Below are 21,581 nucleotides of genomic sequence, written 5' to 3'. Positions count from 1 at the left end.
AGGCGGCTTCTCCATCAGCGTCTCGTGATAGGCCATGAACGCTCGAAACGCGTCGGGACGGTGTGCAAGCGTCGGGAAGACCGCCTCGTCAGTCATCGCTGCCATCGAGTTTAGGGTAAACCCCTGTTCGAACATTTAGCCGCGTATTACCCGCCGTCTCGTGGGCCGCTCTACAGTTCACCGCAGCAGATTTCCCCACCACGAACTGGAACAGGAGAGCGAGACATGGCCAAGCGTATTTTGATCATCGCGGGTGACTTCGTCGAAGACTACGAACTGATGGTGCCGTTTCAGGCGCTGTCCGCCGTGGGGCATACCGTGCACGTGATCGCCCCCGACAAGCGTCCGGGCGATACGATCCGCACCGCCATTCACGATTTCGAGGGCGACCAGACCTACACGGAAAAGCGCGGGCACAATTTCACGCTGAATGCCGATTTCGCCGCCACGGATTCGTCTACCTACGATGCGCTGCTGATTCCGGGCGGGCGCGCGCCGGAGTATCTGCGTCTGAACGCAACGGTGATCGCCCATGTCCGTCATTTCGCGGAAGCGAAAAAGCCGATCGCCGCGATCTGCCATGGCGCGCAATTGCTGGCGGCGGCTCGCGTCATCGAGGGCAAGCGAATCGCAGCCTATCCCGCGTGCGCGCCGGAGGTCGAACTGGCAGGCGCGCATTATGTTCCGCTGGACTGGCCGGATGCGACGACCGACGACAATTTCGTCACCGCGCCGGCCTGGACGTCGCACGCCAATTGGCTTGCCCAGTTCCTGACGTTGCTCGGCACGCGGATCTCGCACTAAGATACGGCCGGAAGCATAAGGGGGCCATGCCATGTGCGGTATCTACATCAACGCCGATCCGATCCTTTACGAGTCGCGTACCCGTGCGATACGCGTCCATGGCGTGGTCACGACCGTGCGGCTGGAAAATCTCTTCTGGGACACGCTGCAGGAAATCGCGAGCCGCGAAGGCCTGACGACGAGCGAGTTCGTCGTGAAGTTGTACGACGAACTCTTGACGCTGCGCGGCGAAGCACCGATGAACTTCGCGTCGTTTCTTCGCGTTTGCTGCGCGCGTTATCTGTCGTTGTCGGCGGCGCGAAATGAGGCGGCCGCGGACGCGCCCCACGGCAACGCTCAGAAGTTGAAGGTCGTTCAAGCCGGTTGATTTCAGGCGGATGCGACGCAATGGCTCGTCGTCGCTTCGGCGCGCGGTATCGGCCGGCGAGACAACGACGAGCGGCGCGGCGCGCCGCTCGTCGCTCAACCCGTTACCGCGGCGGCCACGGCTTCGCCGGCTCGCCCATCACCGGCTTGCCCAACAGCGGGGTCGACAGCGCGTAGGCGCCGTTCTCCGTAAACGCCCAGATGATATTGCGGTCGTACTCGGTATAGATCGCGAACACCCCCTTCCCAAGCGTGTAGGAAGGCAGTTGCGACTCGTCCGCGAGCGCGGGCACGAAGTACCCCGCAATCTTCGGATGCGTCGGATCCTTCACGTCGAAGATCTGCACGCCCGCGTTATAGAACGAGTACGACACGATACCCTGACGCCAGCCTCCCGGTTGGCCGATCGCGTTCGCCCGCTTCGGCCCGAAGTTTCCGCCACGCTGACAGAAATCCGTGAACGGCGCGCCTTCGGGCACCTCGGGACGCGGCAGCTTCGCCGCGACCTTCAGATGCGCCGGGTCGTGCGCGTCGATCACATAGATATCCTTGTACGGCTCATAGCAGTCGCGATTCATCGGATAGCCGTTGCTCAGCACGTAGCCCGTGCGCGCGTACTGACTCACATCCGCATTGTCGAACTCGGTGCCCGCGAAGCTCGGCGGTATGTTCACGCTGCCGAGAATCTTCGGCTCCGCGGGGTTCGACAGATCGAACGAATAAAAGCCGAGCCCGCCCATCGCGCCGAAGCCGATTTTGCCGCCGTCCTCGAGCGGCTTCGGAAGAAAGATCGGATTGCGCGATCCCATCCATGACGTGCGGTTGCCCGCGCGCGGGTTCATCAGATAGGCATTCTCGTCTTCCTTGTTGCCGAGGATTTGTCCCGGCACCGAGATCTGCGAGAGGAACACGGGGTTCGCCGGATCGGACATGTCCCAGACTTGATAGCCCGGCGAATACAGATAGTTCGGATACTCGGTGAGCGCATAGCTGTCGTCCGGCGCGGACGACACGATCATGTATTTGCCGCCGTAATATTCGGGCGCGTCGAGCGAGCCCGAGCCTTGCTGCTGACCGATCGGCGCATTGGGGTGCTTGTAGTCGGTCGTGCGCGTCGCGAGCAGCTTCCACTGGTTGGGCAGGGGGCCGTCCATTTCGTACACGCGGAAGCCCTTGAGCGAGTTGTAGTGCCGCTGCGCGGCAACCTTGTCGGGCTGTTCCGTCTTCTCGGTCATCAGACCGTAGCGGCCGATCTCGAACGATGCGACGATCACCGGCTTGCCGAGCTTCTTGCTCCACGCGATGGTCGCGCCGCCGAGATAGTTGTGAACGTTGTTCGGATCGAAATGTTCACTCGATCCTTTCGGACCCCACACGCCGCCGCGCGAGTAGACGATCTTGCCGTGCGCGGGATCGGTCACGTCCATGATGCGCAGATAGTCGCGATCATGGATGTACAGATAGCGATGGCCCTTGAAATCGAGGATGTCGTTCCATGCATGAAAGGGCGAATCGACGCCGGGATAGAACGCTAGAACCTTCACGTTCTTCGTATAGCTCTTCTTGTCCCACGTCGTCATTTCGCCGGGGAAACGCTGTCCCTGGTGTACCTCGGGCGTCGCCTTCGGCCAGACGAACTTGCCCGTCGCCGGATCCATACCGTAGTCGACGCCCGCCTTGAGCGGCTTCGGGCTGCGGTCCGGCGTGAGGCGCAGCCAGCCCGCGAGGTACGGGTCCTTCACGTGCGGCTCGCCCGGCGTGACGCCGGCATCGGCAGGCGTTTCGCTTGCGGCCGCGAGCGTAGCGGCACTGGCAGCCGTATCGGCGGCCGCCGCCGTTTGCGCACTCAGTGCCAGTGCGGCAACTGCCGCGATGAGTGCCAGTGCCGGCGTTGGGGCGAGCGCGGTTTTCAGATTTCGATGGTGCTGTCGAAGCATGAGCTTCCTCCTTGTCAAATGGTCGGGCGCATGAGCGGCCCTTTGTCTCTTGGATCTATCGGATCTATCGGTTTTCTTGGTGTCGTTCGGCATCGTTCGGTGCCCCGCATCAGAACCCATGACGTATGCCGATCTGGAAGCCGGTCGGATTCTGGCCGCCGTTCGGGTACTCCTGGAACGTGACGGGGTACGGGATGGGCACGTTGTGCTGGTGCCATACGTGCGCGACGGTCGCGTACAGGTCGGTGTGCTTCGAGAGGCCGTATAGGTAGCCGATCACGCCGCCCGTCGCACTCGAAATACTGGTGTTGTTGTCGTCGTGACGATGGACGACGCTCACGTAAATGCGATTGCGCCCATCGATATTCCAGCGCGCGCCCGCCTGCACGTCCCAGCCCTGCGAGTTGAACGCGACATACGGCGGATACGCGTAGTAGCCGTTGTACGTGTGATAGATCAGCGTCGGCTCCAAGCCGCCGTAGCGGTACACGGCGGAGAAGTAGTTGTCGCGCGACGAATGGATCTGCGACGAATGGAAGATGTCGCGCGTGTACTGCAATTCGCTCACCGCACCGAGGAACACCGGCCCGTTGCGATAGTCGATGCCCGTGCTGAGGAAACGTCCCGCGCGCGTGCCGTCGCCCAGGCCCGTCGTGTACATGAAGCGGCCTGTGAAGCCGTGGAACGTCGGCGTCTTGTACTCCATGGAGTTGTCGACGCGATACGACGCGTAAAAGAACTCCATGTTGTTGACCATCGACAAATCCGCGGCCCAGCTCGGATCTGCGTAACCGGCGATCCAATACGAAGGCGTGAACTGGCGGCCGAACGACAGTTCGCCCCAGTTGCCCTTGAGTCCGACGAACGACTGGCGGAATTGCGCGGCCTGCGTGCCCGTATTCGCGGAGAAGGTCGGTTCGATCGTAAACACGGCCTTGTTGCCGGCGCCCAGATCCTCGACTCCGCTCAGGTTGAAACGCGAGTTGTTGAGTCCGCCGCTCGACATGCGCCACACATTGCCACCGGGGCCCGACGAAATCAGGTGCTCGATGTTCATGTCGACCCATCCCGACAGCCAGACCTGCGACTGGGCGTGCGCGCCGGCGCTGGCGCAAAGCACTGCGGCCGCTGCGAATACCTTCTTTTTCATGCGATCTCCATCCAGATTGATTGTCGTTCTGTGCTTGCGCGCGGTGTGTCCCGCTTGGCTATTCCTGCTCCTCCTGTTTGCGTATGTTCGTCTCTGTGTATACACAAACTGGAAAAATTATACGTGCAGAGAAAAATGAATCCGTAGCATTATTTTTTTATACAAAACAATGGTTTGGTTATAGCGGGTTCACCCGGATAGACGGTGCGCGCGACGCCTGCAGCCGCGCGGCAAGCGAATTCGAGCCGCGCGCCTTGCGGTGCGCGGCCCTTCGTCTTCGTTGGGAGGGAATAGATGCAAGCGCACATCGCGCTCATGCGCCGCGTCAGCGTGCGGATACGGCCCGTTCGACGCGAGCGCCGCCGAAGTGCTGGGCGAGCGTGGCGAGAAGTGCGCTGTGTTGAGCGTGTAACGATGCGGGTGAGCGGCCCGCGACATGCGGCGTAACGAGCACGTCGGGATGATCGAGCAGCGCGGCAGGCACGTCGGGTTCACCCTCGATGACGTCAAGACCGGCACCTGCAATGTCCTGCTCGCGCAACGCGTGGAGCAACGCCTCCGTATCGAGCACCGAGCCGCGCGCGACGTTCACGACGTAACCCCGGGGCCCGAGCGCGCGCAGTACGTTTCGGTCGATCAGATGCCGCGTCGCAGCGCCACCGTTGCACGCGGCGACGAGAAAGTCGCTGTTCTCGGCCAACTGTTCGAGCTCGCTGTAGTAGCGGCCCGGCGCATCGTCGTGAGGAGAGCGGCCGTGGTAGCCGATCGTCATCGCGAAACCTTGGGCGCGCGCAGCGATGAGCCGCCCGATGCGTCCCATGCCGACGATGCCGAGTGCCGCGCCCGTGAGTGTCGGTCTGGCACTGCGCGATGCGTGCCATTGTCCTTGCCGCACAGCCTGCGTGAGCGGCGCAAAGCCACGCGCGAGCGCGAGCATCAGTCCGATTGCATGATCGGCGACGGTTGCCGCGTTCGCACCCGGCGCATGGGTCACGACGATGCCGCGCCGGACCGCCGATTCCAGATCGATATTCTCGTAACCCGCGCCGAACGCGCAGACGATTTCGAGTGCGGGCAGTGCCGCCATGAGCGTGTCGCCGAGGCCGGTCGAGCCGTTCGTCACGACGGCGCGCACCGCCGCGGTGGGCGTGATCGGCGCTCTGCCGTCGGGCTGGTACCGGAGGACATAGTCGCGCCGCAGCGCCTCGAGCGTCTCCTCGGGCAGCGGGATCAGCACCAGCACGCCCGGCCTCCCGCCGAGAGTGCGAGGCGCGCTCATGATCGCGTGCCGTCTGCCGGCTCGAACGGCACGACGTCCTTCACCGCACCTTTCCAGCCGTTCTGCGTGATGTCGAACACGGTGCCGTCCGGCATCCGGTACTTCACTTCGTAGAAAACGTTCGGGTTTTGCTCGTGCCGTCCGGTCAGATACGTGCCGCCCGCCGCCACCACGCGCGCTGCCGTGGCATCGACATCGTCTACCCACATGCCGAAGTGAATCACGCCGCGCACGTCCTTCAAGCCCGCGTAGCCCGGCACCGTCTCGTCCTTGAAGTTGAGCAGCGCGACGTTCATCGTGCCGTCCGTCATGTAGATGCCGCGCATCGCGTTGCCCGCGCGGTGCATGCCGAAAGCCAGCTCGAAAAAGCGAGCGGCAGCCTCCGGGTCTTCGACCGAGAGCGCGATGTGACGAAGCTTGTCCATGGAAATCCTCGAATGTTGACGGCATGCGCCGAGAGAGAGCGATTGCGCGACTGTCGCTCAATTTCCGCCGGAACTTCATTGGGTATACTACGTACATGTTGTGTATACACATTAACGCATTTATATACCAGAATGAGCGGCGTGCAACGGCTGAAGTGCGGACGTCTCCGCGCTTGAGCCGCCATTGAAGGAGGCTAGGAATGGACGTCGCACAGGAGACGCTGGGAAATTTGCCCGCTGAAACGCGGGATGACTTTGCTCGCATCGGTCCGGTCTGGGGCCGCGATATCAATGCGCATCGCGACCTGGTGATCGATGCCTATTCGCCGCTGCTCGCAGCCGCCGCGCGCGACGGGGGCACGTGTGAGCTCGCTCGCGAGATCGCGTACGGGGCGCACGCACGCCAGCGTCTGGATGTCTTCGCGAGCGCCCGGACGCGCGCCGAAGGCGGCGCCGACGTGGTGTTGTTCGTTCACGGCGGTGCGTTCGTGCGCGGGCGCAAGAGCGTCAATGGGCTGATCTACGACAACGTGTCCCGCTGGTTCGCGCGCCGCGGCTGTGTGGCGATCAACATCGAATATCGGCTCGCGCCCGAAGCGCCGTATCCGGCGGGCGCGGAAGACGTTGCCGCGGCACTCGAGTGGACGCGCGCGCATGCGGCCGCATTCGGCGGCGATGCGCGGCGCGTCTTTCTAGTCGGCCATTCGGCGGGCGGTGCGCATGTGGCGACGTATCTCGGCGATCCGGTGCTGGCTGCGAAGCGGGCGTCGCAGGGCGGCGAGGTGGCGGGCGCGGTGCTCATCAGCGCGCGCCTGGTGGCCGACGTGCTGCCCGAGAATCCGAACGCGGCGTGCGTGCGTGCCTATTTCGGCGATGACGAGACGCAGCACGCACCGCGCTCGCCGCTCGCGCATGCTGAAAGGATCGGCGTGCCGCTCATGATCGTCGTAGCCGAATACGAGAACCCATTGCTCGACACGTATGGCGCGGCGTTTTTCGCTCGGGTGGCGCAGGCGCGGCAGCTGGCGGGGCCGGCCGCGCCGCCGCTCCGCTTCCTGCGGATGCCGCGTCACAACCACACGTCGATCGTCGCGCATTTCGATTCGGGCGAAACGCTGCTCGGGGACGCGATGCTCGACTTCTTCAAAGGCTGATTGCCGGTCTTCAGCGTCGGCCCGATCGGCGCGCGATCGTAGATTCGCCCGCTCGTCCATTTTGCCCATTGACCCATTTACCCCTCTGCTCGTCCCGGAGAACGCCATGTCCGCCTTTGCCGTGCCGCGCGTGTTCGCGCCAGTCGTCACGCCGTTCGATCCGGCGCTTGCCGTCGATACCCCGCGCTTCATCGGTTTTAGCCGCTGGCTCGTCGAACAGGGTGCGGGGCTCGCGCTGTTCGGCACCAACAGCGAGGCGAACTCGCTGAGCGTGGCGGAGCGGCGCACGCTGCTCGACGCCGTGATGGACGCGGACATCGACGGCTCGCATTTGTTGCCCGGTACCGGTGCCTGCGCGCTGCCCGATGCGGTCGAACTCACGCGTCACGCCGTGGCGGCCGGCTGCGCAGGCGTGCTGATGCTACCGCCGTTCTACTACAAAGGCGTGAGCGACGATGGGTTGTTCGCCTACTTCGCCGGCGTTATCCAGTCGGTGGGATCGGAGGACTTGCGCGTGCTGCTGTATCACATCCCGCAGATGACGGGCGTGCCTATTTCATACGCGCTGATCGAGCGGCTGATCGCCGCCTATCCGCGCACGGTGATCGGGATCAAGGATAGCTCCGGCGATTGGGAAAACATGGCCGGAATGCTGGAACGGTTTCCCGGCTTCAAGGTGTTTCCGGCTTCCGAGGCTTGGCTCGGCCGCGCGCTGCCGTTAGGCGCGGCAGGCTGTATTTCCGCGACCGCGAACCTTCAGCCCGGCTCGATCGCAAGCCTGCTCGCGGCGAGAACGGATGAGGCACGCGCCGGATGGGTGGACCGCGTGTCGCTGATCCGCCTGGCAATGCAAGGTCAACCGATGATTCCGGCGCTGAAAGCCGTGGTCGGACATTACGCGGAGCATGCGGGCTGGGCACGCGTGAGGGCGCCGCTCACGACTTTCGGCTCACGTGAAACCGGCGCGCTGCTGACGCAGCTGAACGCGCTCGGCTTCTCGATGCCCGCATTGGGACAGGCGTACGCATGACGTCGATGCGTACGGGAGGGGCCAGCCGGAACGGCTGGCTCTCAGGCGTTCTCTCGTTCGTCCCGCTGCCGCTTCAGCCGCCCCAGCACGACGATCGACAGCCGCGCGGTGTGCTCTCGCATGGCGTTGTATGCCCGTTCCGGATTCGATTCGCGGATCGCGGCGACGATCTCGCGGTGCTCGTCGGTGGCGGCTTCGAAACGTGTCGGCGAGGCCGGCTGCGCCGCCCGAAAACCCGCCAGCCGCTGGCGCTGCACGGCGATGATCGACGCTAGCGACTTGCTCTGCGCCCCCTTGCAGATCAGCTCGTGAAACTCGCGATTCAGAAGCAGATAGCCGGCTTCGTCGCCGCGCGCGATCGCCGCGTTCATCTCCAATTCGAGTTCCTCGAGCTGCTTCTTCTCGACCAGGCTCATGCGCTGCGCGCTCAGGCGGCAGCACAGCGCTTCGAGTTCGCACATCGCTTCGAGCATGTCGGCGAGCTCGTCGAGGCTGAACTGAGCGACCACCACGCCCTTGCGAGGCGTCAGTTCCACCATGCCGCGCGCGGCGAGTTCACGCAGCGCCTCGCGGATGGGCGTGCGCGAGGCGTTCAGGCGCTCGGCCAGCACGGCTTCCTCGAGCTTCTGGCCCGGCTGAAGGGTGCCGTCGATGATCTGGTCGAACAGCACGCGGTAGATCTTGGAGGAGAGCGTCGTCATCGTGTGGGTTCTGGTTGGGCGTCGCGGTGGGCGGCGGCACGCGCGAGCGCTGTATGCCGCCGGCACATTATGCGCCCGGTGCGGTACGCGTCTCAATGCACGCCCGCCCCGGCGTGTTTTACGTTTCGATTGGTGTATACCTGAGTGCACAAAAGAATACATTGCGTCATCATTGTATACGAAAGACGGAAAAGACAAGAGCAGCCATCCACTGGCAAAGCGAGGACTCAATTGATCTGGTTTGCGATTGCAACGTATGAACTGAACGGCCGCGTAGCAGGGGGGCTTGCCGTGAACGGCGCGCTGTACGACGCGCAGGCCGCGCTCGCGCGGACGGGCGGCCCGGACGTGCCGCTCGACGTCGATGGACTCGTGGCCGGATGGGACGCGCGGAGCGCGGCGACGCTCGCCGCGCTCGAACGGGCCGCGCATGCGATCGGGCAGGGGGCGTGCAGCGCGCCGCCGCTGGAGGGATACCGGCTGCGCGTGCCGTTCACGCCGCGCCGCATTTTTGCGGCAGCGTCGAACTACTACGAGCATGCTCGCGAAATGGGTACGGAATTGGCACCGCGCGAGGAGAGCACGCCCTATATGTTCATGAAGGCCGAAACGAGCGTGGTGCCGACGCTCGCCGATGTCGTGATGCCCGCCGGTGCCGAACGGGTGGACTGGGAGGTCGAGTTGGCCGTCGTGATGGGCCGGGGCGGCCGCCACATCGCCGTCGCCGATGCGCTCTCCCATATCGCGGGCTACACGGTGCTGAACGACGTGAGCGCGCGAGACCTGAATCGCCGCAGCGACTATCCGTTCAAACACGACTGGTTTCGCGGCAAGAGCTTCGATACCTTCGGTCCTTTCGGCCCGTGGATCGTGCCGCGCGCGTGTATCGCCGAGCCGCAGAATTTGCGCATGAGGCTTGCGGTCAATGGCGAGACGATGCAGGACGGCAGCACGTCCGAGATGATTTTCAGTATCGCCGAGCAAATTCACTATCTGTCGTCGATCCTGACGCTTCACCCCGGCGACGTGATCGCGACGGGCACGCCGACGGGCGTCGGCATGGGGCGCGGCATCTTTCTGAAGCCGGGTGACGTGATGGTGGCGTCGATCGACGGCATCGGCGCGATCGAAAACCCGCTGGTGCAGGGCTAAGCCGGCTGCCGAAGCAGCGCCGGGAAAGGAAGGAGGCAGACATGTTTGAGCGGGTGATGGCGTTGGCGCGCAAGTTCCCCTTGTTGGCGGCCGGGCTCGGTCTCGTTTGCGTACTAGCGGCGAAGGCCGCGCAAGCTGCGCCGGCTCCGGCAACCCCGCCGGCCGTGAAAGTGAGGGTGAACCTCGCTTGGCTGCCGCAGGGCAGCACGGGCGGCATCCTGCTCGCGCTGTCGAAGGGCTTTTACCGCGATGAGGGGCTCGACGTCACCGTGATGCGGGGCTATGGCGGGCAGCGCACCGTCAACGAAGTCGATCAGGGGCTGTTCGAGTTCGGCTACGGCGATCCCGTGAGCGTGGCGCTGAACCGCGCGCACGGCGGTCACACGGTGCTGGTCGGCGCGGTCAACACGCGCTGGCCCGGCGCAATGTGCTATCTGGAGCGGCCCGGCTTCAAGGTCACTTCGTTGAAGGATCTGCAAGGGCTCACGCTGGGAGGAGGCAATGCGTCCGCGGTGCAGAACATCGTGCCTGCCTGGCTCGAGCAAAACGGCATGGCGCCCGGCGCGATCAAACTCGTGCGCCTCGATCCCGCCGTCATCAATACGGCGCTGCTGCAAAAGCGCATCGACCTGTCCGAGTGCTGGGAGGGCGCGAGCCTGCCCGTGCAAGCGGCGCTCGCACAGCGCGCCGGACGGCAGCTCGGCAAGGTCTTCTATCGCGACTTCGGCCTCGACATGATGGGCAGCGGCTTGATCACGACCGATACCTACATTGCGCGGCATCCCGACGTGGTGAAGCGTTTCGTCGACGCGACCTATCGCGGCTATGCGCTGATGCGCGACCATCCGCGCGAAGCCGCCGACGCCATCGCCGTACAGTATCCGATACTCGATCGCTCGATCCTCTTGCAGCAGATCGAGCAGACCGACGCTCTGATTGCGGACGATTCCGCGCATCATCGCATGGGCTGGCTGCGTCCGGAGCGCATGGACGCGACGGCGCGCTTCGTTTCGCGCGCGTTCAATCTGGGCGGCAAGGTGCATGCGGGCGATCTCTATACCAACCGCTTCGTGCAGTGAAAGACATTGGAGTGAGACATGAACAGCTTGCGTCCCCGAAGGCTCGGACACATGGTGCTGATGGTGCGCGACATCCATCGCTCCGCCGAGTTCTACACGGAAGTGCTCGGCCTGAAGGTGTCCGACTGGATCGGCGATCAGATGGTGTTTCTACGCGCGGGCACCGATCATCACGATCTCGCGCTCTCGCAGTTGCCGAAGGATTCCGCCGACTTCGACGATCTGCCTCGCTACTCGCGTCCGGGCCTCGAGCATTTCTCGTATCTCGTCGACAGCTACGAAGAGATGGAGCGCTCGGTCAAGGTACTGCAGGAACACGGCGTGGCGATCGTGCGCGGCATCGGGCGCCATGGGCCGGGCAACAATCTGTTTCTCGTGTTCAAAGACCCCGACGGCAACAATGTCGAGATCTACTGCGAAATGACGCAGATCGGCGAACACGATCCGCATGAGCCGCAAGTGTGGGAGCGCAATATCGAATCGTTCGACCAGTACCGTTTCGAGCGCTTCGTCGTGCCGCCGCCCCCGCATCTCGTCGCGGCGAAGTCGGGAGGGGGCGCGCCTGAGGCATCTCAGGATGCCGAAGATGAAGACAACGGCAACGACAACGACTGACCACGGAGCCCCCATGAAACGACTGATCGAAACATTGGCGTTCTGGGTCGCGCTCGGACTGGTGTGGGAGTTCGGCGTGCGTTTGGGCGGTGTCCGCGATTACGTGCTGCCGCCGCTGTCGGAAGTGTTCTCCGCCGGCTGGGCGATGCGCGCGCAGTTGCTCGCCGATACGCTCACGACGGCATGGGAAGTATTCGCGGGATTCGTACTCGCTCTTGCCGGCGGCCTCGCGCTCGGGTTGCTGGCGAGCCTTTCGGGCGTCGCGCGGCGCACGCTGCTGCCATTCGTGACCGCATTGCAAAGCATGCCGAAAATCGCGCTCGCGCCACTGCTGATCGTATGGTTCGGCTATGGTTTCGCGTCGAAGCTGGCAGCCGCCGTGCTGTTCTCGTTCTTTCCCGTCGTGGTCGCGACCATCGGTGGGCTTGCGGGTGTGCCGCGCAATCTCGACGAACATTTTAGGGCGCTCGGTGCGTCGCCCGCGTACACGTTCTGGTACTTGAGGTTGCCCGCCGCGCTGCCCGCGCTGATGGATGGTCTGAAGATCGCGATGCCGCTTGCGGTGATCGGTGCGATCGTCGGCGAGTTCATTGGATCGGAGCAGGGGCTGGGGCATCTGATCGTGTTTGCGACGTCGAACGCGCAAACGGCGCTGTCGTTCGCGGCGATCATGATGGTCACGGTATTGGCCATGGTGTTTTACGGTGCGGTCGATCTCGCCTCGCGCGCGGTCTGGTGGAGAGGAGTCACGGTCTGATGGCAATCGTCGATGTGTTGCGCGCCTCGGCGCACGCGCCCATGAGCGGCTCGATCGTCACGCCCGCGCTGATCGAAGTCGAAGGCGCGGGAAAACGCTTTGCCGCCCGCGGCGACGCACAAGCATTTACCGCGCTCGACGACGTTTCGCTGCGGGTCTGTCCGCGCGAATTCGTTTCGATCCTCGGGCCCAGCGGCTGCGGCAAGAGCACGTTGCTGCGGATGATCGCGGGTCTCGTGCCGTGCGATTCGGGCGCCATTCGGGTCGGCGGGCAGACGGTCGGCAAGCCGGCCGACGATATCGGCGTCGTGTTCCAGACGAGCAACATGCTGCCGTGGCTCACGGTCGGCGCGAACATCAGGCTCGGCGCGAAGCTGCGCAAGCTGCCGCGCGAGCGTATCGAAGCGCGCTTGCCCGCGCTGCTCGACACGCTCGGGCTCACGCAGTTCGTGGATCGCTATCCCCATGAACTGTCCGGGGGCATGCGCCAGCGCGCGGCGATCGGCCAGATTCTGCTGCTCGAGCCGCGCGTGATGCTCATGGACGAACCGTTCGGTGCGCTGGACGCCCTCACGCGCGACCGGCTCAATGTGGAGATGCTGCGCATCTGGCAGCAGAGCACGCTGACGGTGCTGCTCGTGACGCACAGCATCCATGAAGCGGTATTTCTGTCGGATCGCGTGATCGTCATGTCGGAACGGCCCGGCCGTGTGCTGCACGACATGAAGATCGACCTGCCGCATCCGCGCCAGCCCGACACGACGCGCAGCGACCCGCGCTACGGGCACTACGTCGCCGAACTTTCGAAGATGATGGGCGTGTTCTAGCGCAAACGCGCGTCTATCGAACCCATCGAGAAGAAGCATAGCCATGCAAGCGAACCCCCTGAGCGAGATCTCCCTGATCCGCCGCCTGAAGCTGAGCCAGCTGATGATTTTCGAGCGCGTGCTGGAGACGCGCTCCGTCGTGCGTGCCGCGAACGAGATGCGGCTCACGCAGCCTGCCGTGACGAAGGTGATCCACGAGCTCGAATCGTGCTTCGACGGCGAGCTCTTCCAGCGCTCCAATCGCGGTGTCGTGCCGACCGAACTCGGGCTGCTGCTCGGGCAGCGCGTCAAGTCGTTGATGGCCGAGCTGCGCTACATGACGGACGAACTCAACGACTTCCGGCTCGGCACGAGCGGCCATGTGATCGTCGGCACGCTGATTTCGGCTTCGGCGCGGCTGCTGCCGCTTGCGATCGCGAAGCTCAAGGCGCGCACGCCGAACGTGCTCGTCACGGTGCGGGAGGGCACGCCCGCGCATCTGTTTCCCGCGCTCGCGACGGGCGACGTCGACATCGTCGTGGGCCGTTTGCCCGAGCGCGAGCTGCCGATCGCGAGCGCTTTTCCGTTGACGCATGAAACACTGTTCGACGAATCGCTGTGCGCCGTGGTGGGCGGCAAGGGCGGTGCGCCGGTGCCGGAAGGCGTGACGCATCTCGCCGATCTCGTCGGCATGCCCTGGATTTTGCCCACGCCCGATTCTCCGGCGCGGCTCGCCGCCGAGCAACTGTTCCGCGTGGCGGATTTGCCGTTGCCGACCGATATCGTCGAATCGCTTTCGCTGCTCACCAATATCGGCCTGCTGCTGGAGACGCCGCGGATCGCGTTGATGCCCCGCGTTGCGGCACGCCAGTTCGTCGATGCGGGCCTGCTGCGCATTCTCGATCTGCCCGAGACGGGCGCGTTCGGCACGATCGGCTTTTCGGTGCGCACGAACAAGGCGCAAAGCGCGGCATGCCGTGCGTTCGTCGAATGCCTGCGCGAAGCGGCGCAAGCGGCCGAAGACACCGGTGCGATCCAAGCCTGATTTCCAGCACGGCGCGTAAAGCCTGCGTGGGGCGCGCAGATATTCCGGTTTGGCATATCGGCGGCCGAATGTTTGATTATCGGTAATCGCGTCGCTTCCCTAGACTCGTGGGTACACATCAAACGAGCAGGAGGCGTTGTGAATCAAGAGGCGTCCGGCGCCGCGCATGCGCCGCGGCTTTTCCGGCATTACATCGATGGCGAATTCGTTGCGAGTGCGACGACGTTCGACGATTTGAACCCCGTGGACGGCACGCTGGTCGCGCGCGTTTGCGAAGCCGACGAGGCAAGCGTCGACCGCGCGGTGCGTGCGGCGCGCGCGGCGCAGCGCGCGGGCTGGGGCGAGACCACGCCCGCTCAGCGTGCCGCGTGGCTGCAGCGCATCGCCGACGGCATCGAAGCGCGCTTCGACGAGTTCGTCGCCGCCGAAGTGGCCGATACGGGCCGCCCGCTCGAGCAGGCCCGTTCGCTCGACGTGGCGCGCGGCATCGCGAACTTCCGCACGTTCGCCGACCTGATCAGGACGTCGCACAACGAATGCTTCGAGACGCACGCGGCGGACGGGGGCGAATTCATGAACTACGTGACGCGCAAGCCGCTGGGCGTGGTCGGCATCATCTCGCCGTGGAATCTCCCGCTGCTGCTGCTCTCGTGGAAGGTCGCACCCGCATTGGCAATGGGCAATTGCGTCGTTGCCAAGCCCTCCGAAGAGACACCCGGCTCGGCCACACTGCTTGCCGAAGTGATCCATGCCGCAGGGTTGCCGCGTGGCGTATTCAATCTGGTCCACGGTCACGGGCCGAATGCGGCGGGCGAATTTCTCTCGCGCCACAGCGGCATCGCGGCGGTCACCTTCACGGGGGAATCGCGCACCGGCAGCACGATCATGAAGACCGTCGCGGACGGCGTGAAGAAAATTTCGTTCGAACTCGGCGGCAAGAACGCCGCCGTCGTTTTCGCCGATGCGGACTTCGACGCGGCGGTTGAAGGCGTCGTCAAGTCCAGCTTCACGAATGCAGGCCAGGTGTGTCTGTGCAGCGAACGCGTGTACGTCGAGCGGCCGATTTTCGAGCGCTTCGTGGCGGCGTTGAAGGCTCGCACCGAAACGCTGAGCGTCGGCGCGCCCGAGGATCCGGCGACGACAATGGGGCCGCTGATCTCGCAGAGTCATCGCGAGAAGGTGCTGTCGTATTTCCGCCTCGCCGTCGAAGAAGGCGCGACCGTGGTGACGGGCGGCGGCGTGCCGACGTTCGGCGACGCACGCGATTCCGGCGCATTCGTGCAGCCGACCGTCTGGATCGGCTTGCCGGACGGTGCGCGCTGCGTGACGGAAGAAGTCTTCGGGCCGGTTTGCCATATCGCCCCGTTCGACACCGAAGCGGAGGTCATCGGCCGCGTGAACGATAGCGCGTACGGTCTGGCGGCCAGCGTTTGGACCACGCACCTCGCGCGCGGGCACCGCGTGGCGAAGCGGATCGAGACGGGCATCGTGTGGCTCAACGCCTGGTTCGTGCGCGATTTGCGCACGCCGTTCGGCGGCACGAAGCTCTCGGGGATCGGACGCGAAGGCGGCCGGCATTCGCTCGACTTTTATTCGGAACTCACCAACGTCTGCGTGAGGGTGGCATGAAGAGCGGATTCGGCGAGTTCGACTCGAATGCCGTGCGCGATATTGCGCGACGGCTGCGCGAAGCACAAACAACGGGCATGCCGTGCGCCCCCGTACGCGGCGCGATTGCGGACCTGGGCGGCGACGCGCTCGCGGCGGCGTATGCGGTGCAGCGCGTCAACACGGAGGCGCGGCTCGCGGCCGGGCGGCGTCTCGTAGGCCGCAAGATCGGATTGACATCGAAAGCGGTGCAAGCGCAACTGGGTGTCGACCAGCCGGACTTCGGCATGCTGTTCGACGATATGTCGATTGCGGACGGCGAGGAAATCGCGCTGTCGCGCACCCAGCAGCCGAAGGTCGAAGCGGAGATCGCGCTCGTGCTCGAACGCGATCTACCGCACGAACGGCACACGATCGCGGATGTGATCCGTGCAACGGCGTATGTCTTGCCCGCGATCGAAATCGTCGGCAGCCGGATCGAGAATTGGGACATCCGTCTCGTCGATACCGTGGCGGACAACGCTTCGAGCGGCCTGTTCGTGCTCGGCAACCGCCCGGTGAAGCTCGGTGCATTCGACGCGATCGCATGCGGCATGGCGATGGAGCGGCGCGGCGCACAGGTCAGCGTGGGGGCGGGCGCGGCCTGCCTCGGCAATCCCCTGTATGCGGCGCTCTGGCTTGCCGACACGATGGTGCGCGTCGGCGCGCCGCTCGCGGCGGGCGACGTCGTCCTCACGGGGGCACTCGGGCCGATGACAGCCGTCGCGCCAGGCGACGTGTTTACCGCACGCATCGAAGGCCTCGGCAGCGTGAGCGCCGCATTCTCCACTCAACCGGAATCCGCTTCATGAAAGACCACGACAAGCTGGCTGTTGCCATCATCGGCTCGGGCAATATCGGCACCGATCTGATGATCAAGGTGATGCGCGAAGGGCAGCACCTCAAGATGGGCGCGATGGTCGGCATCGACCCCGCATCGGATGGTCTCGCGCGCGCGAACCGGCTCGGCGTGCCGACCACGGCACAGGGCATCGAAGGATTGCTCGCGATGCCGAACTTCGCCGATATCGGCATTGCGTTCGACGCGACGTCGGCCGGCGCGCACGCGCACCATGCCGAAGTGCTCGCGCGCCATGGCGTGCAGACGATCGACCTGACGCCCGCCGCAATCGGCCCGTTCGTCGTGCCCGTCGTGAATCTGTTCGAGCAGCTCGACACGCCGAACATCAATATGGTCACGTGCGGCGGGCAAGCGACAATTCCAATCGTGCATGCGGTATCGCGCGTTGCACCCGTTCAATACGCCGAGATCGTTGCATCGATCGCGAGCCATTCGGCCGGCCCCGGCACGCGGGCCAACATCGACGAGTTCACGGAAACGACGGCGCGCGCGATCGAAAGCGTAGGCGGCGCGGCCCGCGGCAAGGCGATCATCGTGCTCAATCCCGCCGAGCCGCCCGTGATGATGCGCGACACCGTCTATTGCCTGACCGACGAAAACGCCGACACGCAAGCCATCGAGCGCTCGATTCAGGCGATGGCCGCGGCGGTCGCGAGCTACGTGCCCGGCTATCGGCTCAAGCAGGCGGTGCAGTTCGACCGCTACACGGCGGCGCATCCGCTCGCGCTTCACACCCATGACAAGCGCGCGGGGCTCAAGGTCAGCGTGTTCCTCGAAGTGGAAGGCGCGGCGCACTACTTGCCTGCATACGCGGGGAATCTCGACATCATGACGTCGGCGGCGCTGGCCGCCGCGGAACAGATCGCGGTCAGCCGCGTGTCGGCCTGACGGGGAAATGCCATGACGCAATTTACGAAAAAAATTCATGTCTCGGACGTCACGCTGCGCGACGGCATGCACGCGATCCGGCATCAATATTCGCTTGACCATGCGGTGGCGATCGCACGCGCGCTCGACGACGCGGGTGTCGACAGCATCGAAGTCGCGCACGGAGACGGCCTGTCGGGATCGAGCTTCAACTACGGCTTTGGCGCGCACACGGACCTCGAATGGATCGAAGCCGTGGCAGGTGCCGTCCGTCGCGCGCGTGTCGCAACGCTGCTGATACCGGGCATCGGCACCCTCCACGACTTGCGTGCCGCCTACGATGCCGGTGCGCGCACGGTTCGCATCGCGACCCATTGCACCGAAGCGGATATCGCGAAGCAGCACATCGGTTATGCACGCGAACTCGGCATGGATACCGTGGGCTTCTTGATGATGTCGCATATGACGCCGCCCGATGCGCTTGCCAAGCAGGCAAAGATGATGGAATCGTACGGGGCGCAATGCGTGTACGTGGTCGACTCGGGCGGGGCGCTGAACATGCGTGACGTCGCGGAGCGTTTCGACGCGATGAAAGCCGTGCTTCACGCCGAGACGCAAACGGGCATGCATGCGCACCACAATCTGTCGCTGGGCGTGGCCAATTCGATCGTTGCACTCGAACACGGCTGCGACCGAGTCGATGCTTCCCTGACCGGCATGGGGGCGGGCGCGGGCAACGCGCCGCTCGAGGTGTTCATCGCGGCGGTGGATCGCATGAAGCTGAATCACGGTTGCGACTTGAAACGGCTGATCGATGCGGCTGAAGACATCGTGCGGCCGCTGCAGGAGCGACCGGTGCGTGTGGACCGCGAGACGCTGGCGCTCGGCTATGCCGGCGTGTACTCGAGCTTTCTGCGCCACGCGGAAGCCGCCGCGGCGAAGTACGGCCTCGCCGCGTTCGACATCCTCGTCGAACTCGGACGGCGCCGGATGGTGGGCGGTCAGGAAGACATGATCGTCGATGTCGCGCTCGATCTCGTCAATGCGCGGGAGGCGGCGTGAAGGATCTCGATGCCATCGCGGCGCAACTGGACGATGCCGCGCGCCAGGCGACGCCCATTGCGCAGCTTGCCGAAAAGCACGCGTTCTCGCTCGACGAAGCCTATGTCGTGCAGCGCGCGTCGATCGAGCGGCGCATTCATCGCGGCGAATCCACGGTCGGCGTGAAGCTTGGCTTCACGAGCCGCGCGAAGATGATTCAGATGGGGGTCGATAGTCTGATCTGGGGCTGGCTCACCGATGCCATGCTCGAGGAGGATGGCGCGCGCGTTGCGCTCGATCGCTTCATTCATCCTCGCGTCGAACCGGAGGTGTGCTTTTTGACGAGCCGCGACATCGACCGGCCGTTGACGCTGCTCGAAAGCGCACGCTACCTGGAAGCGGTTGCGCCCGCGCTGGAAATCATCGACTCGCGTTATCGCGACTTCAGGTTCTCGCTCGAAGACGTGGTGGCCGACAACTGCTCGTCGGCCGGGCTCACCCTCGGGCCGTGGACGCGCAACTTCGACGACATCGGCAATGCGGGGGTCCTCTTGCGCATGAACGGCCGTCTCGTGCAAGCCGGCTCGACGGCCGCCATTCTCGGCGACCCGCTGCGCTCGGTCGTCCAAGCGTCGCGTCTGGTCGCGCTGAGCGGGCTGGTCCTGCCGGCGGGCTCGCTGATCATGGCGGGTGCTGCGACGGCTGCCCATCCGCTCGCTCCGGACACGCATGTGCATTGCACGATCAACGGCCTCGGCAGCACCGAATTCACGACACATCGATTCTCATGACAAACGAAACGACAAGCCAGGAAACGACACCGCGGGCCCGCTTGGTCGCCGGCAAGGCAAAGCCGCGCGGACGCTTCCCGCATATCACGCGAGCGGGCGACTTCCTATTCGTCTCCGGCACGAGTTCGCGACGCCCCGACAACACGATCGCCGGCGCCTCGGCGGACGAACTCGGCGCGGTGACGCTCGATATTCGTGAGCAAACGCGTGCGGTGATCGAGAACATCCGCGACATCTTGCGCAGTGAAGGTGCGGATCTGTCGAATCTCGTCGAAATTTCGTCGTTCCTCGTGAGCATGAACGACTTTCGCATCTACAACGAAGTGTATGGCGAGTACTTCGACGAAACGGGGCCAACGCGCACGACCGTGGCGGTGCATCAATTGCCGCATCCTCATCTGCTGATCGAGATGAAGGCGGTGGCCTACGCGCCGAAACAATGATCGAACGAGACGAGGAGGGTGTAGACATGTTGACTTACGGAAAACCGTTCAACTTCCACGGCTGGATCGACGAGCATGCGCATTTGCTGAAGCCGCCTGTCGGCAACCGGCAGATATGGCAGGACAGCGATTTCATCGTCACCGTCGTAGGCGGGCCGAACCATCGAACCGATTTCCACGACGATCCGTTCGAAGAGTTTTTTTATCAGCTGCGCGGCAATGCTTACTTGAATCTTCGGATCGATGGCCGCAAGGAACGCGTCGATCTGAAGGAAGGCGACGTGTTTCTGCTGCCGCCGCACGTTCGGCATTCGCCGCAGCGGCCCGAAGCGGGCAGCGCGTGCCTCGTGATCGAGCGGCAGCGGCCGCAAGGCGTGATTGACGGCTTCGAATGGTATTGCGATGCATGCGGACATCTCGTGCATCGCGTCGAAGTGCAACTCAAGAGCATTGTCACCGATCTGCCGCCGCTCTTCGAAGCGTTCTACGCCTCGGAGGCGCAGCGTCGCTGCCCCCAGTGCGGCCATGTTCATCCCGGCAAGGCCAACTGATCGAACTCGCGTTGCCGTTCAAACCAACACATCGACAATGACACTTCGAATCGACATGCACGCGCATTTCTTCCCGCCCGTCACGCGGGAAGAAGCGGCGGCCATCGACCCGCAGCACGCGCCGTGGCTGCGTATCGATCAAGATGGCGACCAGGGCACGATCATGGCGGGCGAGCGCGCGTTTCGCCCTGTGTATCGCGCGCTATGGGACCCGGCCGCGAGGCTCGAGGAAATGGACGCGCTCGGCATCGATATCCAATTGATGTGCGCGACGCCGGTGATGTTCGGCTATCGCTACGATGCCGCCATCGCCCATGATTGGGCCGTGCGCATGAACGACCGAGCGCTGGAGTTGTGCGCGCAAGCAGGCCCGCGCCTGCTTGCGTTGGCCCAGGTGCCGCTGCAGGATGTCGACCTTGCTTGCCGCGAGGCGACACGCGCGTTTCGCGCCGGACATCGCGGCGTGCAAATCGGCAATCATCTCGGCCCGCGCGATCTCGACGACTCGCAGCTCGTCGCCTTTCTCACGCACTGCGCGAACGAAGGCATTCCCGTGCTCGTGCACCCCTGGGACATGATGACCGACGGCCGCATGAAGAAGTGGATGCTGCCCTGGCTGGTCGCGATGCCGGCCGAAACGCAGTTGAGCATCGTCTCGCTGATTCTGTCGGGCGCATTCGAACGCATTCCCAAGTCGCTCAAGCTGTGTTTCGCGCACGGTGGCGGCAGCTTCGCGTTCCTGCTCGGGCGCGTGCAGAACGCATGGGAGCAGCGCGATATCGTGCGCGAGGACTGCCCGCATCCGCCGGTGTCGTATCTCGACCGCTTCTACGTGGACAGCGCCGTATTCGATCCGCGCGCACTGCGGCTACTCGTCGACGTGATGGGCGCAGACCGCGTGATGCTCGGCTCCGACTATCCGTTTCCGCTCGGCGAACAGAAGATCGGCGATCTCGTCGCGAGCCACACGGGCCTCTCCGGCGCCGAGAAAGCAAAAATTCTCGGCGGCAATGCGCGCGGCTTTTTCGATTTGCCGGATGAGGATGCTCAAACCGCGCGCTGAGCGCTCTCGCATCCTC

The 21,581-nt window shown here is 64.4% G+C and carries 23 protein-coding genes and 1 pseudogene; 18 read left to right on the top strand and 6 right to left on the bottom strand.

Annotation, left to right across the window (positions count from 1 at the left end):
• Positions 1 to 3 precede the first annotated feature (3 nt).
• Positions 4 to 81 (bottom strand): annotated as a pseudogene (locus DWV00_RS22170) (peroxidase-related enzyme); the annotation flags it as partial.
• Positions 82 to 225: 144 nt separating this feature from the next.
• On the opposite strand from DWV00_RS22170, the gene DWV00_RS22165 reads away from it, so the two are divergent.
• Together DWV00_RS22165 and DWV00_RS22160 are read left to right on the top strand one after the other, a co-directional pair.
• Entirely contained in the window at positions 226 to 804 is a 579-nt protein-coding gene (locus tag DWV00_RS22165; protein WP_115535769.1) for a DJ-1/PfpI family protein, read from the top strand.
• A gap of 31 nt (positions 805 to 835) precedes the next feature.
• A complete protein-coding gene (locus tag DWV00_RS22160; protein ID WP_115535768.1) occupies positions 836 to 1,171 on the top strand; it encodes a ribbon-helix-helix domain-containing protein in 336 nt (111 codons plus the stop codon).
• Between the two features lie 103 nt (positions 1,172 to 1,274).
• Here DWV00_RS22160 and DWV00_RS22155 read toward each other — a convergent pair whose 3' ends face one another.
• From DWV00_RS22155 to DWV00_RS22140, 4 genes are all read right to left on the bottom strand, one after another.
• Positions 1,275 to 3,107 (bottom strand): LVIVD repeat-containing protein, encoded by a 1,833-nt coding sequence (locus tag DWV00_RS22155; RefSeq protein ID WP_115535767.1) that lies wholly within the window; start codon positions 3,105 to 3,107, stop codon positions 1,275 to 1,277.
• A gap of 109 nt (positions 3,108 to 3,216) precedes the next feature.
• Positions 3,217 to 4,257 (bottom strand): porin, encoded by a 1,041-nt coding sequence (locus DWV00_RS22150; RefSeq protein ID WP_115535766.1) that lies wholly within the window; start codon positions 4,255 to 4,257, stop codon positions 3,217 to 3,219.
• Between the two features lie 325 nt (positions 4,258 to 4,582).
• A complete protein-coding gene (locus tag DWV00_RS22145; protein ID WP_115535765.1) occupies positions 4,583 to 5,536 on the bottom strand; it encodes a 2-hydroxyacid dehydrogenase in 954 nt (317 codons plus the stop codon).
• Positions 5,533 to 5,961 (bottom strand): VOC family protein, encoded by a 429-nt coding sequence (locus DWV00_RS22140; RefSeq protein WP_115535764.1) that lies wholly within the window; start codon positions 5,959 to 5,961, stop codon positions 5,533 to 5,535. The genes DWV00_RS22145 and DWV00_RS22140 overlap by 4 nt, the downstream gene beginning before the upstream one ends.
• 200 nt (positions 5,962 to 6,161) lie before the next feature.
• Here DWV00_RS22140 and DWV00_RS22135 point away from each other — a divergent pair, with 200 nt between their 5' ends.
• Positions 6,162 to 7,115, top strand: a complete 954-nt coding sequence (locus DWV00_RS22135; protein ID WP_115535763.1) for an alpha/beta hydrolase — start codon at positions 6,162 to 6,164, stop codon at positions 7,113 to 7,115.
• 106 nt (positions 7,116 to 7,221) lie between these two features.
• Positions 7,222 to 8,145, top strand: coding sequence for a dihydrodipicolinate synthase family protein (locus DWV00_RS22130; protein WP_115535762.1), 924 nt, complete (start codon positions 7,222 to 7,224; stop codon positions 8,143 to 8,145).
• 41 nt (positions 8,146 to 8,186) lie between these two features.
• On the opposite strand, the gene DWV00_RS22125 is transcribed toward DWV00_RS22130, so the two are convergent.
• Complete coding sequence (locus DWV00_RS22125; protein ID WP_115535761.1) at positions 8,187 to 8,846, bottom strand: GntR family transcriptional regulator; 660 nt, start codon at positions 8,844 to 8,846, stop codon at positions 8,187 to 8,189.
• Between the two features lie 231 nt (positions 8,847 to 9,077).
• Between DWV00_RS22125 and DWV00_RS22120 the strand changes: the two genes are divergently transcribed.
• The 14 genes from DWV00_RS22120 (at position 9,078) to DWV00_RS22055 (ending at position 21,565) form a co-directional block, all read left to right on the top strand.
• Positions 9,078 to 9,998: a fumarylacetoacetate hydrolase family protein gene (locus DWV00_RS22120; RefSeq protein WP_115535760.1), complete on the top strand. Its 921-nt coding sequence runs from the start codon at positions 9,078 to 9,080 to the stop codon at positions 9,996 to 9,998.
• A 41-nt stretch (positions 9,999 to 10,039) separates the two neighbouring features.
• On the top strand, positions 10,040 to 11,077 hold the full coding sequence (locus DWV00_RS22115; RefSeq protein WP_115535759.1) for an ABC transporter substrate-binding protein: 1,038 nt from the start codon (positions 10,040 to 10,042) through the stop codon (positions 11,075 to 11,077).
• An 18-nt stretch (positions 11,078 to 11,095) separates the two neighbouring features.
• Positions 11,096 to 11,692, top strand: a complete 597-nt coding sequence (locus DWV00_RS22110; RefSeq protein ID WP_115535758.1) for a VOC family protein — start codon at positions 11,096 to 11,098, stop codon at positions 11,690 to 11,692.
• Positions 11,693 to 11,705: 13 nt separating this feature from the next.
• Positions 11,706 to 12,449, top strand: coding sequence for an ABC transporter permease (locus DWV00_RS22105; RefSeq protein ID WP_115535757.1), 744 nt, complete (start codon positions 11,706 to 11,708; stop codon positions 12,447 to 12,449).
• 41 nt (positions 12,450 to 12,490) lie between these two features.
• The gene (locus DWV00_RS22100) at positions 12,491 to 13,276 is read left to right on the top strand and encodes an ABC transporter ATP-binding protein (protein ID WP_115535838.1); all 786 of its coding nucleotides are present in this window, start codon (positions 12,491 to 12,493) and stop codon (positions 13,274 to 13,276) included.
• 43 nt (positions 13,277 to 13,319) lie between these two features.
• The gene (locus DWV00_RS22095) at positions 13,320 to 14,300 is read left to right on the top strand and encodes a LysR family transcriptional regulator (protein WP_115535756.1); all 981 of its coding nucleotides are present in this window, start codon (positions 13,320 to 13,322) and stop codon (positions 14,298 to 14,300) included.
• A gap of 138 nt (positions 14,301 to 14,438) precedes the next feature.
• Positions 14,439 to 15,929: a 2-hydroxymuconic semialdehyde dehydrogenase gene (locus DWV00_RS22090; protein ID WP_115535755.1), complete on the top strand. Its 1,491-nt coding sequence runs from the start codon at positions 14,439 to 14,441 to the stop codon at positions 15,927 to 15,929.
• Positions 15,926 to 16,759: a 2-keto-4-pentenoate hydratase gene (locus DWV00_RS22085; protein ID WP_115535754.1), complete on the top strand. Its 834-nt coding sequence runs from the start codon at positions 15,926 to 15,928 to the stop codon at positions 16,757 to 16,759. The genes DWV00_RS22090 and DWV00_RS22085 overlap by 4 nt, the downstream gene beginning before the upstream one ends.
• Positions 16,756 to 17,697 (top strand): acetaldehyde dehydrogenase (acetylating), encoded by a 942-nt coding sequence (locus tag DWV00_RS22080; protein WP_115535753.1) that lies wholly within the window; start codon positions 16,756 to 16,758, stop codon positions 17,695 to 17,697. Before DWV00_RS22085 ends, DWV00_RS22080 begins: the two co-directional genes overlap by 4 nt.
• 12 nt (positions 17,698 to 17,709) lie before the next feature.
• Positions 17,710 to 18,738 carry a 4-hydroxy-2-oxovalerate aldolase gene (dmpG, locus tag DWV00_RS22075; protein WP_115535752.1) on the top strand — a complete coding sequence of 343 codons (1,029 nt, stop codon included), beginning with the start codon at positions 17,710 to 17,712 and terminating at the stop codon, positions 18,736 to 18,738.
• Entirely contained in the window at positions 18,735 to 19,508 is a 774-nt protein-coding gene (locus DWV00_RS22070; RefSeq protein WP_115535751.1) for a 2-keto-4-pentenoate hydratase, read from the top strand. The genes dmpG and DWV00_RS22070 overlap by 4 nt, the downstream gene beginning before the upstream one ends.
• Entirely contained in the window at positions 19,505 to 19,951 is a 447-nt protein-coding gene (locus DWV00_RS22065) for a RidA family protein (RefSeq protein ID WP_115535750.1), read from the top strand. The genes DWV00_RS22070 and DWV00_RS22065 overlap by 4 nt, the downstream gene beginning before the upstream one ends.
• A 26-nt stretch (positions 19,952 to 19,977) precedes the next feature.
• Positions 19,978 to 20,502, top strand: a complete 525-nt coding sequence (locus tag DWV00_RS22060) for a 3-hydroxyanthranilate 3,4-dioxygenase (RefSeq protein WP_115535837.1) — start codon at positions 19,978 to 19,980, stop codon at positions 20,500 to 20,502.
• A 37-nt stretch (positions 20,503 to 20,539) separates the two neighbouring features.
• Complete coding sequence (locus tag DWV00_RS22055; RefSeq protein WP_115535749.1) at positions 20,540 to 21,565, top strand: amidohydrolase family protein; 1,026 nt, start codon at positions 20,540 to 20,542, stop codon at positions 21,563 to 21,565.
• Positions 21,566 to 21,581: the final 16 nt, after the last annotated feature.

It is taken from the genome of Trinickia dinghuensis (assembly GCF_003367175.1).
In the GTDB taxonomy this organism is placed as follows: domain Bacteria; phylum Pseudomonadota; class Gammaproteobacteria; order Burkholderiales; family Burkholderiaceae; genus Trinickia; species Trinickia dinghuensis.
Note: the sequence above shows the minus strand (reverse complement) of the source record. Positions and strands in the feature narration are given on the sequence as shown.